Source organism: Devosia litorisediminis (genome assembly GCF_018334155.1).
In the GTDB taxonomy this organism is placed as follows: Bacteria; Pseudomonadota; Alphaproteobacteria; order Rhizobiales; family Devosiaceae; genus Devosia; species Devosia litorisediminis.
Genome location: NZ_JAGXTP010000002.1, coordinates 374,059 through 388,983, shown reverse-complemented (window position 1 = coordinate 388,983; position 14,925 = coordinate 374,059). Strand labels below are relative to the sequence as shown.

The 14,925-nt window shown below is 61.1% G+C and carries 18 protein-coding genes; 9 read left to right on the top strand and 9 right to left on the bottom strand.

The features are described from left to right. Positions 1-23: 23 nt before the first annotated feature. From KD146_RS14715 to recR, 3 genes are read left to right on the top strand one after another with little or no spacing between them, the layout of a single operon-like run. Entirely contained in the window at positions 24-1,775 is a 1,752-nt protein-coding gene (locus tag KD146_RS14715) for a DNA polymerase III subunit gamma/tau (RefSeq protein WP_212659569.1), read from the top strand. Then, the gene (locus tag KD146_RS14710) at positions 1,772-2,095 is read left to right on the top strand and encodes a YbaB/EbfC family nucleoid-associated protein (protein WP_212659568.1); all 324 of its coding nucleotides are present in this window, start codon (positions 1,772-1,774) and stop codon (positions 2,093-2,095) included. The genes KD146_RS14715 and KD146_RS14710 overlap by 4 nt, the downstream gene beginning before the upstream one ends. 6 nt (positions 2,096-2,101) lie before the next feature. Then, positions 2,102-2,704: a recombination mediator RecR gene (gene recR / locus KD146_RS14705; RefSeq protein WP_427857113.1), complete on the top strand. Its 603-nt coding sequence runs from the start codon at positions 2,102-2,104 to the stop codon at positions 2,702-2,704. Between the two features lie 13 nt (positions 2,705-2,717). On the opposite strand, the gene KD146_RS14700 is transcribed toward recR, so the two are convergent. Together KD146_RS14700 and KD146_RS14695 are read right to left on the bottom strand one after the other, a co-directional pair. Beyond that, positions 2,718-3,194 carry a hypothetical protein gene (locus KD146_RS14700; protein WP_212659566.1) on the bottom strand — a complete coding sequence of 159 codons (477 nt, stop codon included), beginning with the start codon at positions 3,192-3,194 and terminating at the stop codon, positions 2,718-2,720. Between the two features lie 76 nt (positions 3,195-3,270). Then, the gene (locus KD146_RS14695) at positions 3,271-4,698 is read right to left on the bottom strand and encodes a DNA recombination protein RmuC (RefSeq protein WP_212659565.1); all 1,428 of its coding nucleotides are present in this window, start codon (positions 4,696-4,698) and stop codon (positions 3,271-3,273) included. 138 nt (positions 4,699-4,836) lie between these two features. Here KD146_RS14695 and def point away from each other — a divergent pair, with 138 nt between their 5' ends. Genes def through truA form a run of 3 tightly spaced genes read left to right on the top strand, consistent with a single transcriptional unit; the run spans position 4,837 to position 7,061 of the window. Then, a complete protein-coding gene (def, locus tag KD146_RS14690) occupies positions 4,837-5,352 on the top strand; it encodes a peptide deformylase (protein WP_212659564.1) in 516 nt (171 codons plus the stop codon). A 48-nt stretch (positions 5,353-5,400) separates the two neighbouring features. Beyond that, positions 5,401-6,321 (top strand): methionyl-tRNA formyltransferase, encoded by a 921-nt coding sequence (gene fmt / locus KD146_RS14685; protein WP_212659563.1) that lies wholly within the window; start codon positions 5,401-5,403, stop codon positions 6,319-6,321. 2 nt (positions 6,322-6,323) lie between these two features. Next, a complete protein-coding gene (gene truA, locus KD146_RS14680) occupies positions 6,324-7,061 on the top strand; it encodes a tRNA pseudouridine(38-40) synthase TruA (protein WP_212659562.1) in 738 nt (245 codons plus the stop codon). Here the strand turns inward: truA and KD146_RS14675 are convergent. The 5 genes from KD146_RS14675 to dapD form a co-directional block, all read right to left on the bottom strand. Then, positions 7,058-7,630: a hypothetical protein gene (locus KD146_RS14675; RefSeq protein WP_212659561.1), complete on the bottom strand. Its 573-nt coding sequence runs from the start codon at positions 7,628-7,630 to the stop codon at positions 7,058-7,060. The two genes, truA and KD146_RS14675, sit on opposite strands and share 4 nt — an antisense overlap. Before the next feature lie 16 nt (positions 7,631-7,646). Further along, positions 7,647-8,180, bottom strand: a complete 534-nt coding sequence (locus KD146_RS14670) for a hypothetical protein (protein ID WP_212659560.1) — start codon at positions 8,178-8,180, stop codon at positions 7,647-7,649. Further along, positions 8,177-9,337, bottom strand: a complete 1,161-nt coding sequence (gene dapE, locus KD146_RS14665; RefSeq protein WP_212659559.1) for a succinyl-diaminopimelate desuccinylase — start codon at positions 9,335-9,337, stop codon at positions 8,177-8,179. Before dapE ends, KD146_RS14670 begins: the two co-directional genes overlap by 4 nt. Before the next feature lie 23 nt (positions 9,338-9,360). Beyond that, positions 9,361-9,825, bottom strand: a complete 465-nt coding sequence (locus KD146_RS14660) for a DUF805 domain-containing protein (protein ID WP_212659558.1) — start codon at positions 9,823-9,825, stop codon at positions 9,361-9,363. Positions 9,826-9,915: 90 nt separating this feature from the next. After that, positions 9,916-10,758, bottom strand: coding sequence for a 2,3,4,5-tetrahydropyridine-2,6-dicarboxylate N-succinyltransferase (gene dapD, locus KD146_RS14655; protein WP_212659557.1), 843 nt, complete (start codon positions 10,756-10,758; stop codon positions 9,916-9,918). Between the two features lie 113 nt (positions 10,759-10,871). Here dapD and KD146_RS14650 point away from each other — a divergent pair, with 113 nt between their 5' ends. Beyond that, positions 10,872-11,108, top strand: a complete 237-nt coding sequence (locus tag KD146_RS14650) for a hypothetical protein (protein WP_212659556.1) — start codon at positions 10,872-10,874, stop codon at positions 11,106-11,108. A 1-nt stretch (position 11,109) separates the two neighbouring features. On the opposite strand, the gene KD146_RS14645 is transcribed toward KD146_RS14650, so the two are convergent. Continuing rightward, positions 11,110-11,937, bottom strand: coding sequence for a prephenate dehydratase (locus tag KD146_RS14645; RefSeq protein ID WP_212659555.1), 828 nt, complete (start codon positions 11,935-11,937; stop codon positions 11,110-11,112). A 260-nt stretch (positions 11,938-12,197) separates the two neighbouring features. Between KD146_RS14645 and KD146_RS14640 the strand changes: the two genes are divergently transcribed. Next, positions 12,198-12,950, top strand: a complete 753-nt coding sequence (locus KD146_RS14640) for a c-type cytochrome (RefSeq protein ID WP_212659554.1) — start codon at positions 12,198-12,200, stop codon at positions 12,948-12,950. Between the two features lie 76 nt (positions 12,951-13,026). After that, the gene (locus KD146_RS14635; protein WP_212659553.1) at positions 13,027-13,965 is read left to right on the top strand and encodes a 2-hydroxyacid dehydrogenase; all 939 of its coding nucleotides are present in this window, start codon (positions 13,027-13,029) and stop codon (positions 13,963-13,965) included. A gap of 6 nt (positions 13,966-13,971) precedes the next feature. Here the strand turns inward: KD146_RS14635 and KD146_RS14630 are convergent, their stop codons facing one another. Beyond that, entirely contained in the window at positions 13,972-14,904 is a 933-nt protein-coding gene (locus KD146_RS14630) for a bifunctional helix-turn-helix transcriptional regulator/GNAT family N-acetyltransferase (protein ID WP_212659552.1), read from the bottom strand. Positions 14,905-14,925 lie beyond the last annotated feature (21 nt).

Sequence of the window (14,925 nt, the reverse complement as noted above, 5' to 3'; positions counted from 1 at the left end):
GAACCTTGACCTAGAGGGGCACGATGGCTGACGCTACGACCTCGCCCTATCTCGTCCTTGCCCGCAAATACCGGCCACAAGACTTCACAACGCTTGTTGGCCAGGATGCCATGGTACAGACGCTGGGCAATGCGTTCGCGCAGAACCGCATTCACCACGCCTTCATTCTGACCGGCGTGCGCGGCGTGGGCAAAACCACGACAGCGCGCATTCTGGCCCGTGCCTTCAACTATGAAGATGCCAGCGGACCGCACCCCACGCTCGACCTGAGTGTTGAGGGCGAGCACTGCCGTGCGATCATCGAAGGCCGCCACGTCGATGTGATCGAAATGGACGCCGCCTCCAATACCGGCATTGGCGATATTCGCGAGATTATCGACTCGGTCAAATACGCGCCGTCATCGGCGCCCTACAAAGTCTATGTGATCGACGAAGTGCACATGCTCTCCACGGCCGCCTTTAACGGCCTGCTCAAGACGCTGGAAGAGCCACCGCCCTATGTGAAGTTCATCTTCGCCACGACCGAAATCCGCAAGGTGCCGGTGACCATCCTGAGCCGCTGCATGCGGTTCGATCTGCGCCGCATCACGCCCGAAATCATGTCGGCCTATCTCGAGTCGATCCTGAGCCAGGAAGGCATCAGCTTTGAGCCTGAGGCACTGGCGATGATCGTGCGGGCCGGCGAAGGCTCGGCGCGCGACAATCTCAGCCTGCTCGATCAGGCGATTGCCCATGGCAATGGCACGGTCACCGCCGCAACGGTCAAGGCCATGCTGGGGCTGGGCGACCGGGCGCGGATCATCGATCTGTTCGAAGAATTGATGGGTGGCCGGATTGGCGAAGCCATCGAAACGATGCGCAGCCTGTATGACATGGGCGCCGATCCACAGACGCTGGTCGCCGATCTGGCCGATTTCACCCATCTGGTGACGCGCATCAAGGTCGTGCCCGCCGCAGCTGATGATGTGTCGCTGACACCTGATGAGCGCACACGCGGCGCCGATCTGGCGGGCAAATTGCCCATGCGGGCGCTGACACGGGCCTGGCAGATCCTGTTCAAGGGCTATGACGAAGTGGCGCGGGCCAATAATGGCCTGCAGGCTGCCGAAATGGCGTTGATCCGCCTGGCCTATGCCGCCGATCTGCCCAGCCCGGACGATCTGATTGCCAAGCTGGCCAATCAGCCCGCGCCGGCCGCCGGCCAGCAATCAATGATGCCGATGCCGCGCGGTCCCTCTGGCGGGTCTTCGGGCGCCTCCTCGGCCATGCGCGTTGAGCAGCCCCGCCCTATCGATACTGAAGCCATCGCGAGCCAGCCTGCGGTACCGCAGGCGCAGGTTCAGCCCGCGCTGGCCACTGTGGCCAGCTACAAGGAGTTGATCGCCCTGGCGGGCGCCAAGCGCGACGTGCTGGTCAAGCTCGCCCTGGAAGGCTCCATGCGACCTGTGTCGTTCGAGCAGGGCCGGATTGAGGTCGCGCTGGTCGACGGCACCGACCCGGGCATCATTGCCACGCTATCGGCGCGCCTGCAGAAGTGGACCGGCGAGCGCTGGCTCGTGATGGTTTCAACCAAACCGCCAGAGGGGCTGACGGTCCGTCAGGAGACCGAGCAACGCACACAGGCTCACCATGCCGCGGCGCATGAGGACCCTTTGGTCAAAGCCATTTTAGAGACATTTCCGGGGGCCAAGGTGGTCAACGTCAAGGTGCGCGATGACGCAGCTGTCGTTGATGATGTTCCCCCACCCCCAGTTGAAGAGGATGACGACGAATGAAAGACATTATGGGCATGATGAAGGCTGCCAGCGAGATGAAAGGCAAGATGGAGGCCATGCAGGCCGAGCTTGCCGAGCTGGTCGTTGAAGGCCGCTCCGGCGGCGGCATGGTCGTGGTTTCGCTCACCGGTAAGGGTGACATGAAGGGCGTCAAGATCGACACCTCCATGTTCAAGGAAGATGATGTCGAGGTCCTCGAGGATCTGATCATCGCCGCCCATGCTGATGCCAAGACCAAGAGCGAAGCGGCCATGCAGGAGCGCATGAAGGAAGTCACCGCCGGGTTGCCCATCCCCCCCGGCATGAACCTGCCGTTCTAGGCCATTCTGCAATTGGCCAATGGTGGACCCGAGATTGAACAACTGATCCAGCTGCTGGCACGTTTGCCGGGGCTTGGACCGCGCTCGGCTCGTCGGGCCGTTCTGCAGTTGATCAAGAAAAAAGAGCAGTTGATGATCCCGCTATCGGCGGCGCTGGATCGGGCTGTCGAGGCTGTGCGCACCTGTGAAGTGTGCGGCAATGTCGATACCATCAGCCCATGCTCGATCTGTTCGGATCCGCGCCGGGGCGATAGCGGCATGTTGATCGTGGTGGAAGACGTGGCCGATCTGTGGGCGCTGGAGCGCGCTGGCGTTGGCGCGGTCAGATATCATGTCCTGGGCGGCGTCCTGTCGCCGCTGGACGGGATCGGCCCTGACGATATCAGCATCAATGAGCTGATCGCGCGGGCACATGAGTTCCGCGAGATCGTACTGGCGGTCAACGCCACCGTCGAGGGACAGACCACAGCCCACTACATTATGGACCGACTTGGCGAGACAGAAATCAAGGTCAGCCGCCTAGCCCACGGCGTACCCGTGGGCGGCGAGCTGGATTATCTTGACGAAGGCACGCTGAGCCAGGCGCTGAAAGCCCGTACCGCGATCTAGTCGTCTTAGGTGTCTAGTCGGTCTGGGCGTCCAAATCTTCCGCCACCTCCTCGGTATCTTCTGCCTCTTCGGCAACGCCATCGTCAGCGGTGCTGCCCTGCTTGATGGCTTGTCGGGCGTCAAAATCATCGGGTGACAGGGTGTCGAGGCGATCGCCCTGACCGGTTTGGAGCGGGGCACCCAGACCGGCAAAGTCGGCATTATTGTCGACATCTTCCATGGACCCGCTCAGCTCCTCAATGGCGCGGTCCACCTCATCGAGCAGAGCCGCCGGGTCTTCCTCGCCCCAGTCGCCGCTCTCACGTGCGGCGCTTTCGTCGCGCAGTTCCCGCAGCCGCGCCAGACGCTCGCTGGCCGGACGGTCTGCGCCATAGAGCAGGTCTTCGACCTCGCTCTGACTATAGGGCTGTGCGATGCCGGGCTGATCGGCGTTGTCGAAATTGGTGTCCTGCGGCAGCAATGTGCCGGGGTGATCGATATGTTGCGCCAAGACGGCCTCCTGCAATTGGTTTTGCGGGGAGGAACGCGACGGTGCGAAACTGGTTCGACCGACAGAGCAATCGTGATCAGGCCAAGTCGCCCGGATCGTCGACCACCAGCCGCAACGTCGGTTCAGGATCGCTCTGATCGCCATCACCGCCATCCCAGTCAGGCGGAATGGCCCGGTTGGACTTGGCGCCGAGTTCACGCAGCATTTCGACCTGACGCACCACATTGCCATTGCCTGAGGACAGCTGCTTCTTGGCGTCGTCGAAGCTTGACCGAGCCTTTCCCAGATGACCATCGAGCTTGTCCATGGTGCTCAGGAACCCAGCCACCTTGTCGTAGAGCGCACCGGCACGGCTGGCGATCTCTTCGGCATTGCGGTGACGCTTTTCGATGTCCCAGACATTGCGCACTGTGCGCAGCACGGTCATCAGCGTGGTGGGTGTGGTCAGCATCACGCCCTGACTCATGCCATATTCGACCAGCTTGGTATCGGCCTGAATAGCGGTGGCCAGCGCCGATTCGATGGGCACGAACATCATCACGTAATCGAGGCTGCTACGGGCGTGGCGTTGATATTCCTTGCCGCCCAGCGTCTTGATGTGGCTGCGGATCGAGACAATGTGGGCCTGCAGATACTGGTTCTTGGCGTCATCCTCGCAATTGACGTAGGCCTCAAAGGCGGTGAGCGACACCTTGGAGTCGATGACCAGACGGTCATTATTGGGCATCAGCACTTCAACGTCAGTGCGCACTCGAGCACCGTCCTCGCCCGTGTGGCTGGCCTGGGTGATGAACTCTTCGCCTTCGCGCAGGCCTGAGCCTTCCAGAATGGTCGAGAGGATCATTTCGCCCCAGGCACCCTGAGTCTGGGAATTACCCTTTAGCGCCCGGGTCAGGTTCTGCGCTTCGGTGGTGATCTGCAGATTGCTGGCTGCCAAAGCGCGGATCTGTTCGCCCATGGTGGCGCGGTCGCGCAGCAACTCACCCTGAAACTCGACGATTTTCTCGTTGAGCGGCTTGAGCAGCACGTCGACCTGCTCACGGTTCTGCTTGGAAAATGTCTCGCCATGGCTTTTGAGCACTTCGCCGGCAATGGCCTTGAACTCATCGGTCATGTGCTGGCGCGCCTCAAGGAAGCGCTTGTGGTTCTCTTCGGCCTGCTTGACCTGCTCAGCCATGCGGGCGCGCAGGCCCGAGACTTCCGAGAGCAGCGACGACCCCTTCTCACGTTCGATGTCGAGCAGTTCTTCGCCGCGCTCTCGCTCCTGGGCGAGCTGATGGTCCAGTTCCTGAATGCGGCTGTCGCGCTCGGTAATCTGAGCCAGGAAATTGCTGCGCAACTGCTCGGACGCCTGCTGGGCAGCCGCTTCGGCGCGCGCGGCGCTGGCGCGCATGGCGCCCACCACAATAGCGGCCAGCACCAGAACGAGTAGCACCCCGCCCAGAATTGCCGCGGTGAGGTAAGTGACCGGCCAGTCGCCGAGTGTAAAAAGCAGTGTGTCCATGCGTTGAGTCTAGCCGATTCGAGGCGTTCCCATAATGTTCCAATGCGCCGATGACGCCATCGCGACTGCCACAAGAGTTGACCTCACGCGCGAAAATACCATATCGAGAGGCACTTCCCTTATTGCCGGACCTTCATCATGGCCATTCGCCCCATTCTCGTCATTCCCGATGCGCGCCTGCGTGCTGTCACCGATCCGATCATCGAGGTCGATGAGGAGATCAAGACCCTGGCCGCCGACATGCTTGAAACCATGTATGACGCGCCCGGTATCGGTCTGGCTGCGCCGCAGATCGGGGTGATGAAGCGTATCGTGGTAATGGATCTGGCTGGGGAAGATGAGAAACCCGAGCCGCTGGTGATGATCAATCCCGAAATCACCCATTTCGGCGAGCAGATGCAGGTGACCGAAGAGGGCTGCCTGTCGATCCCCGAACTGTATTACGAAGTCGAGCGTCCCAATGATGTGGTGGTGAAGTACACCGATCTTGAGGGCAAGGAAGTCACCAAGGAAGCCGAGGGCAAGCTGGCCGTGTGCATTCAGCACGAACTCGATCACCTCGATGGCGTGCTCTATATCGACTATCTCAGCCGCCTCAAGCGCGACCGGGTCATCAAGAAATTCGACAAGGCTGCCAAGCGCGCCGCTGGCTAGAATTGCGCCGGCCCCAGTGTGGGCCAGGCCATCAAGGAAGGTCGGACAATGCGTGTCGTCTTCATGGGTACGCCCGATTTTTCCGTGCCGACCCTGACAGAACTTGTTTCCAGCGGTCACGAAGTGGTGGCGGTCTATACCCGCGCGCCCAAGCCGGCTGGCCGGGGACAGGAAGAGCGCAAATCGCCTGTCCACATGGCGGCCGAAGGTTTCGGCATTCCCGTGTTCACACCACGCTCACTCAAGGGCGAGGCCGAGCAGATCATCTTTGCCAGCCATGATGCCGATGTTGCGGTTGTGGTCGCCTATGGCCTGCTGCTGCCCAAGCCCGTGCTTGATGCGCCCCGCCTGGGGTGCCTGAACCTGCATGGTTCGCTGCTGCCACGCTGGCGTGGCGCGGCACCGATCCAGCGCGCGATCATGGCCGGCGACAGCCAGACCGGCGTGCAGGTGATGCAGATGGAAGAAGGGCTCGATACGGGCCCGGTCGGTCCGGGCGAAGTCATCGCCATCGCCCCCGACATGACGGCAGGCGAACTGCACGACACCATGATGCGGGTTGGTGCCGATCTGATGGGGCGGGCCTTTGCCGCGCTGGAGCGCGATAGCCTGGAGTTCACGCCACAGCCTGAAGAAGGCACCACCTACGCCAAAAAGATCGAAAAGGCCGAGAGCCGCATCGACTGGTCGCGACCCGCCGCGGACGTCCATAATCACATTCGGGGGCTGTCACCCTTTCCTGGCGCCTGGTTCGAAATCGACCTAGGTGGCAAGTCGGTGCGGGTCAAGGCACTGCGATCCAGCCTGGGTGAGGGCACCGGTGCTCCCGGAACCCTGTTGGGCGACCTGACAATCGCCTGTGGTGACGGTGCGGTGCGGCTGACTCAGATGCAGCGCGAGGGTAAGGGCGCAATGGATGCCGCCACCTTCCTGCGTGGTGCGGGTACGCTGCCGGCTGCTGTCCGCTAGGCATGCCCCGCTTCAAGCTCACCATCGAATATGACGGCACGCCGTATTCCGGCTGGCAGCGGCAGAAGACGCAGCCGAGTGTGCAGCAGACGCTGGAAGATGCCATTTTCAGGATGACCGGCGAGACGCTCACGCTGCAGGCCGCAGGTCGCACCGATGCGGGTGTGCATGCGCTGGGCCAGGTGGCTCATATCGATTTGACCCGAGAATGGGACCCGTTCCAGGTCCGCGAAGGGCTGAACCATCTCATGCGACCCAACCCGGTTGGGATCATCGCCGCCGAGCGAGTAGACGAGACGTTCGAGGCGCGGTTCTCTGCAACTGCGCGCCACTATGAGTACCGCATCCTCAATCGCCGTACGCCAGCGATCCTGGAGCGCAATCATGTGTGGCATGTGCACAAGCCACTGAATGCCGAGATCATGGATCAGGCCGCCCAGCTGATTCTGGGGCATCATGATTTTACCACCTTCCGGTCATCGGAATGTCAGTCCAAGTCGCCGATGAAGACGCTGGACGTGCTGCATGCGCGGCGCGAGGACGATCATATCGTCATCAATGCCAGCGCGCGCAGCTTCCTGCACCATCAGGTGCGTTCGATGGTAGGTTGTCTCAAGCTGGTGGGCGAGGGCAAATGGACGCCAGCCGATTTCCGGGCGGCGCTTGACGCCAGAGACCGCAGCGCGTGCCGCGCGATGGCGCCATCAGCCGGACTATACCTGACGCAAGTCGACTACTAGCTGACCGCCGGCATGAAGATGTCGGGGGCGACCATGGCGATGATCAGTCCCATGGCCACTGCCTGGATGATCAGCTTGGCCACGATGAAGATCACGATCTGCAGTGGCGCCAAGGTGACGATCAGGCGGGCAATATTGACCTCCACGACCAGTGCGGCCACGCCCACCAGAATGGTGGCGAACTGACCGGCCCCGACCATGAGCAGGATCAGGGTGATCACCGAGGCGAACAGGTTGATCCAGTTAAAGGTCACGATATAGGGCACAAAACCGTCGAGCCGACCGAACTGGCGCAGCACCAGCCAGCCAGCACCAGCCTGCAGCACATAGAGCATGGCGCTCATGAACAGCCCTGTCGACGCTGCACCCGACTCCATGGAGAAGCCGAGCAGTCGCGGGCCATAGGCCGACATGGCACCGGCAATCAGAAAGGCGATAAAGCTACTGACCAGACCACGCTGGCCGAAGTCAAAATAGGTCGGCGCCTTGCGATCTCCGGTAAGCAGGGCAAAGCTGCCCTGGGCGGCGGCAATCAGTTCGTCGAAGAAGGTCGGGGTCGATTGGGCCAAGGCGCGTCTCGATCGGTCAGAGGGGGGCGTTGGACAGCATGTAGAGCGCATAACGCATCGCCACAAGAAGCAGGACCGTCAAAACAGCAAAGCCGGCCGCAGTACCGAGGCTCCAATCGCATGCCTGACGGGCAAGACGATATAGCAGAAATCCCAGCGCGAACCATGCCATCATGACGACGGGACCGCCGATCATGGCCAGCAGGCCCTCGATCAGCAGGAAACCAGTCATGGCGTAGATGCCGGGCACCAGCACCGGCAACATGGGCGCTTCGCTCTTGAGGATATTGCGGGTGGTGACCAGCGTCACCAGCAGCGAAATGACCGGCAGGGCCAGAATGACCATGGCGGCGAGTACGCCGAACGTTGCGGGCATGCCGATGCTAATCGAAGCGAGTGCCACAGCCAGAAAAGCGAAAAAGGCAAAGACGCACAGCGCCGTCGCCAGGCCGGCACCACTCAGAGTGAAGCGATCGCGCCAGCCGGGCTGGCCGCTGATGATCATCTGCCAACCTCTTGTCGCGTCGCTCAGGACCGACCAGATTTTCATGACACCACTCCAAAAAAGCCAAGCATGAAACGGCGATAGATATTCGTCAGCCCCGTGAGGTCGCTCAGGGCGATGTGTTCGTCCGCTTTGTGCATGGAGGGACCGACAAGACCGCATTCCACCACTGGCCCATATTGGGCGATGAAACGGGCGTCAGAGGTGCCACCGCCCGTCGAGAGCGCCGGTGGCTGGCCCGTGATGGCCGCAATGGTTGCCGAGAGGGTTTGCACATCGTCACTGAGGGGCGACAGGAAGGAGCGCGAGGGCGTGCCAGCCAGTTCAAAGCTGATACTGGCGCCAGCTGGATCTATGCTGGCGATGCGACAGCGCACCCAATCCGTCAGCGTGTCTGGCGTCCACAGGTCATTATAGCGGATGTTGAAGCGAATGGTACCGGCGGCCGGAATGACATTGGAAATGGCATTGCCGACGTCAATCGAGGTGACTTCGAGATTGGTCGCTGGAAAATGCTCGGTGCCGGTGTCGATGGTCGTGTCTAGGGCCGTGACCACGCGCGCCAGCGCCGGCATGGGATTGTTGGCCTTGTCGGGATAGGCCACATGGCCCTGTATGCCCGCTACGGTGATGACCCCGGACAATGAACCGCGGCGGCCAATCTTGATGCTGTCACCCAGGGTTGCAGCAGAACTGGGCTCGCCCACAATAGCGAAGTCGAAGTGGTGCTGGTTCTGCTCGGCCCATTTCATCAGCTTGTCGGTGCCGTTAATGGCGTCGGCTTCCTCATCATTGGTGATGGCGAGCATGATGGTGCCGGCATCGGCAGGCATGGCTGCAGCAGCGGCAACAAAGGCAGCAACACCCGACTTCATGTCTGCTGCACCGCGACCATAGAGCTTGCCGTCAGCTTCGCGCGGGGTGAAGGGGTCGGCGGTCCAGTTGGCCAGATCGCCGGGGGGCACGACGTCGGTGTGTCCGGCGAACAGCAGACGGCGCCCCCCCGTGCCGCGGGTAGCAAACAGATTATCTACCGGATAGGAGCCATCGCCTTCAAAGACCAGCCGAGTGACTTCAAAGCCAATGGATTTGAGCGTGATCTCGAGCAGATCGAGCGCCCCGGCTTCGGTGGGGGTGACCGAGGGACACGCAATCAGATCCTTGAGAAGTCGAACAGGATCATCCGCTACGCTTTTGGTCACCAGGTAATCCCGTTCTTGTTGGTTCAGGCCGCGCCGTCGAGCGGATCAGGGCCGTATGTGTTGCTGCCAGTCGTTCCGCGCAGAAAGCCCAGCTGAATGATAATATAGAGGCCGTAGATTGCGGCCGCGAAGAAGACGATCGCCAGCGGAAAGCTCGGCGTCGACATCGTCGTACCAGCGACATCGCTACTACTCATGCCGATCCCCAGAGCCTGTACCAGCGCGAGCACACCCGAAAGCCCCATGAATATCTTGAAGTCCTTGGCGCCGCTGTCCCGGTCGTGGCGGCGCTTGATGCCCAGCGACCAGTTTGGCACGAACATGATCACGTAGGCGACCAACTGTCCCCAAGCATCATTCAGCCCCAATGTCCGCAGGACGATATTGAGCAGAATGCTGGCGATCAGCAGGATCATCACCCCAAACCACCAGGTCTTGCGGGAGATACGCCCTTCGGTCGTGGTCAGAAGTGGCACGAGAGTGTCCATGATTTTCCCTCAAAAAATCAGCACGCGGCATGCCGAAATCTCCGACATGCCGCATGTTAGGCGACTCGTGCAGTTTGCACCAGAACGGGTCTAGTCGCGCAGCAAGTCGTTGATGCCGGTCTTGGAGCGGGTCTGGGCGTCGACCGTCTTGACGATCACCGCGCAGTAAAGGCTTGGGCCAGGCTCGCCATTGGGCAGCGGCTTGCCGGGGAGCGAACCGGAAACCACCACCGAATAGGGCGGCACCTTGCCAATATGGATTTCGCCCGTGGCGCGGTCGATGATCTTGGTTGACGCGCCAATAAACACACCCATGGAGATGACCGCGCCTTCGCCGACGACGACACCTTCAACAACCTCGGAACGGGCGCCAATAAAGCAGTTGTCTTCAATGATGACCGGGCCGGCCTGCAGCGGCTCAAGCACGCCGCCAATGCCGACGCCGCCCGAAATGTGCACGTTCTTGCCGATTTGGGCGCAGGAGCCGACTGTCACCCAGGTGTCGACCATGGTGCCTTCACCAACATAGGCGCCCAAATTGACGAAGCTGGGCATCAAGATGACGTTGCGGGAGATGTGGGCAGAATGCCGGACGATAGCCCCAGGCACGGCGCGGAAACCGGCCTCACGGAACTGGCTTTCCCCCCAGCCTTCGAACTTTGTGGGCACCTTGTCCCAGAAGGACGAGCCACCGGGGGCACCTTCGATCAGCTTGTTGTCGTTGAGGCGGAAGGAGAGCAGCACGGCCTTTTTGAGCCATTGATTGACCTGCCAGCTGCCATCAATCTTTTCGGCGACCCGCGCCTTGCCGCTGTCGAGCAGGTTGAGGGCCTCGACCACGGCCTCGCGAACGGGACCCTTGGTGTCGAAACCGATCGAGGCGCGCGCCTCAAAGGCGTCATCAATGGTCTTGGCGAGATCGGTATAAGACATGGCTGGTTCCTCAGAATATGGCGCGCGGACCATAGCGAGACAGCAAGGGGTGTCAATTGGCTAGGGAATGGCGCGACGAGGTGATAGGCCCACACCAACCTCTGGAGAGCGCCATGGCGACGATGTATCTCGTGCAAGCCTTTAAACTGAACGGCAAAAAACTGATCGCAGACCCGGTGCAACAAGCCAAGAGCGAAGAAAAGGCCATTGCCACGGCGGAACGGCTGGCGCCCATGCGCGCAGGCGTTCTGGTGTTTTCGCAAGAAGTCGACATCGAGACCGACGCCTATGATGAGCCGCGCGTCATCCTGCGCATTGGCTCGCTGCCACCGGGCCTGATGGACGGCTGAGCTATTCGCCGCTGGCGGCGGGATAGACGCCCAGAATACGAAAATAGTCGGTGAAGAAGCCCAGTTCCTCGAAGGCATGAATGACGCCCTGATCGTCTGGGTGTCCTTCAATGTCGGCATAGAACTGGGTCGCGGTAAACGCGCCGCCGACCATATAGCTTTCGAGCTTGGTCATATTGATGCCATTGGTGGCAAAACCGCCCATGGCCTTGTAGAGCGCGGCGGGCACGTTGCGGACCCGGAATACGAACGTGGTCTTGACGTTGCCACCCTGGGGCGCATGCTTTTCGTCGCGCGAGAGAACCAGAAAACGCGTGGTATTGTGGTCGGCGTCCTCGATATTGGAAGCAAGCACATCCAGCCCATAGGTCTCACCTGCAAAACGCGAAGCAATGGCCGCTACCGATTTATCGCCCTTTTGGGCGATTTCGCGGGCTGAGCCGGCGGTATCGACCGCATTGATGGTGCGCAGACCGTGCTCGGTGATGAATTTACGGCACTGGCCCAGCGCGACAGAGAGTGATTGCACGGCCTTGATGTCGTCCAGCGTGGCGCCAGGCACACCCAGCAAGGTCATCTCGACCCGCAAATAGTGGTCACCAATAATGTGCAGCCCGCTTTCGGGCAGTAAGTGGTGAATGTCGGTGATGCGGCCATAGAGCGAATTTTCGACCGGTACGACTGCAAAATCGGCCTTGCCGGACTGTACCGCGTTGATGGTCTCCTCGAAGGTGACGCAGCCAACCGCATCCTCACCGGGAAAAAGATTATTGGCGGCGGCGTGGCTGAATGCGCCGGGCTCACCTTGAAAAGCGATCTTCTTGGTCATCTGCGGGTCCAATTGCTGTTGGCGCAAAGGCTTTTGGACCCGAGGGGGAGCGGAGTCAATTCGCGCCCGACCGCCATCGCGGACATGCCAGCGGTGGGGAATTGTCGCAGAGCGGGTTTGCATGGTTGCACCTTGCCAGCCTTGCGACTATCTTCCGCCCGCGTCGTGCCCCTCCGTTGAGGCGATTTCCCTATGGGACTATCGAAATTTGAGACGGGTACGACTATCGTCCGCAGGGGATGGACTGGCAGAGAGACCAAATGGATTCGTTCGAGCTAAACAAGATCATGGGCGCCGTGCTGGGCACGCTGTTGTTCGTCATGGGTGCCGGCTTTGTCGCCGAGGCCATCTATCATCCGATCGAAGACAACGGGCCGGGCTATGCCTTGCCTGAGCCTGAGGCAACGCATGGCGGCGCGCAGGCCGAAGCTGAACCAGAAGTGCCGCTTGGCGTGTTGCTGGCCAGTGCTGACGCCTCCAAGGGCGCCAACTCGGTCAAGAAGTGCCAGTCGTGCCACAATTTCGGCGAGGGTGAGCCCAACAAGCAGGGTCCGCATCTTTATGATGTGGTCGGCCGGCTTGAAGGCAGCGTCGATGGGTTTGCCTATTCCGACGCGCTGCTGGCCCACAATGCCGCTGGCGATGTGTGGAGCTACGAGAACCTCAACGCATTCCTGACCAAGCCCAGCGAGTATGCACCGGGCACCAAGATGAATTTTGCTGGCATTCGCACGCCAGAAGAGCGCGCCAATATCCTGGCCTATCTGCAGACATTGTCGGGGACGCCCGTGGCCTTCCCTGAGCCAGTTGCCGTTGAAGCCGAAGCGGCACCTGCTGCTGACGATCACGCCGCAACCGGCGAAGCTGGTCATGACGCCCCCGCGGCGGCTCCAGCTGAAGCCGCACCTGCCGCAGAGGCGCCAGCGCCTGCTCCGGCAGCGGTGATTGAGACGCCAGAAACCACTGCGACCGAAACGCCGGTTGAAGGCACACCAACCACGACTGCCCAGTAAGGCCGTCGCCAGTTGACGTGAATTGCAGAGCCGCGCCCCACAATGGCGCGGCTCTTTTTTGTCTGGAGAAATCTAAATGCTGTTGCTGCACCTGTCCGATGTCGATGAAGCGAGCTGGGCCGAAGCGCTGCGTGCTGCCCTGGGCGACTATCCTGTCGTGCGCCGCGGCGAGGATTACGATCCCGCAGATGTGCGCTATATCTTTGTGTGGAAACCCAAGCCGGAGGCCTTCGACGGGCTGACGGGTCTGCGCGCCATCCTCTCTCTAGGCGCGGGCGTTGATGCCCTGCTCAAGCATCCCGCCCTGCCCGACGCGCCCATCGTGCGCTTCGTCGATGAGGACCTCAGCCAGCGCATGAGCGACTATGTGGTGGCCCATGTCACCATGCACCATCGGCTCTATACCCGCTTCCAGGCCGACCAGAAGGCCAAGCTCTGGAGCCAACTCTATCCACCCGCCGCCTCGGAAACCACGGTGGGTATCATGGGCATGGGTGTACTGGGTCAGGACGCGGCCAGTCGGCTGAAGCCTTTGGGCTTTGATTTGCGCAGCTGGAGCCGGACGCCCAAGGACATGGCAGGTGTCGTGGGCTTTGCTGGCGCCGATCAGTTCGACGCCTTTCTGGCCGGCACTGACATTCTGGTCAATCTGCTGCCGTTGACGCCCGAGACCACGGGCATTCTGAACACACAGACCTTTGCCAAGCTGCGCCGGGACCGGCTGGCTGGTGGCCCGGTTATCGTCAATGCTGCCCGCGGCGGGCATCAGCGCGAGAGCGATATCGTTGCGGCGTTGCGAGATGGCACGCTGGGCGCTGCAAGCCTTGATGTGTTCGAGACCGAACCACTTCCCGCCAGCAGCCCCCTTTGGGATATCGAAAACTGCTACATCACACCGCACATCGCGGCGATCAGCAATGAAGCCACCGGCGTGCGTTACTTCACTAACATCATCAAGCGGCATGAAGCCGGCGAGGCGCTGGTCAATGTCGTGGATCGCCGCCGCGGCTATTAGAACACGCTATAGCTGCAGCGCCCAATACTGGCCGTTGAGGTCGACACCAAATGAATGGTGCCGGTCCTCGCGAACCAGTTTGAAGCCTGCGCTCTGATAGATGCGGCGCGCAGAACTCAGGCAATCCTGCGTCCATAGAATGACGCGGCGGTAACCGGCGGAACGACAAAAACTGATCGCCTCTGCAACCAGTTGCTTGCCGACTCCGCGGCCCCGGAAGGCTGGTTCGACATAGAGCATACGCAATTGGGCAGTGCCTTCTCCCTCACTGGCGGCGGCTGGGATGATGTAGACCGAGCCGGCCACTTCCTTACCCAGCTCCGCGATCCAGAGCGCTTTGGGCGGCGTTTCGGGAGCATCAGCAAACTCGCCATATAGTCTGGTGATCAAGGTCTCGAACTCCCCGTTCCAGCCCTGTTCAAGGTGATAGAGAAGACCCTGACGATGGATAAGCCAGCCGAGATCTCCAATACGGTGCGGCCGCAGGGTCAACGGGCTGTCATCGGGCTCGGCGAGCATGGCCTGAATCCGCCGCATTGAGCTGACCAGATCACGTCGCTCGAACTCGTCGAGCGGCGTAAGCAGGGTATCGGCTGCGGCCCTGTTACTCATTTCGTTGAAGCGGCGGTACACCGTGTCACCATCAGGCGTCAGCGCCAAGGGCGCGGCACGCTTGTCGTGACCAGGCGGCAGCAAAGCCACTACACCCCGATCGGTCAGTTTTAGTACCAGTCGGCTCATCTGACCGCGATCCATGCCCAAATGCTCGGCGATGGCAGATGCTGTCGCCGTGTTGCGTCGGCCGAGTTCGTAGATGACCCGCGCTTCTGCGAGCGTGAATGGGCTTTCGTGCATTGACTCGGCAAGCAGACCGATCACCTGCGTGTAGAACCGGTTGAAGGCGCGCACTTGCGCAATGTCCTCGGCTCGTACCGACATGACGGTCTCCCTAGTTGACAA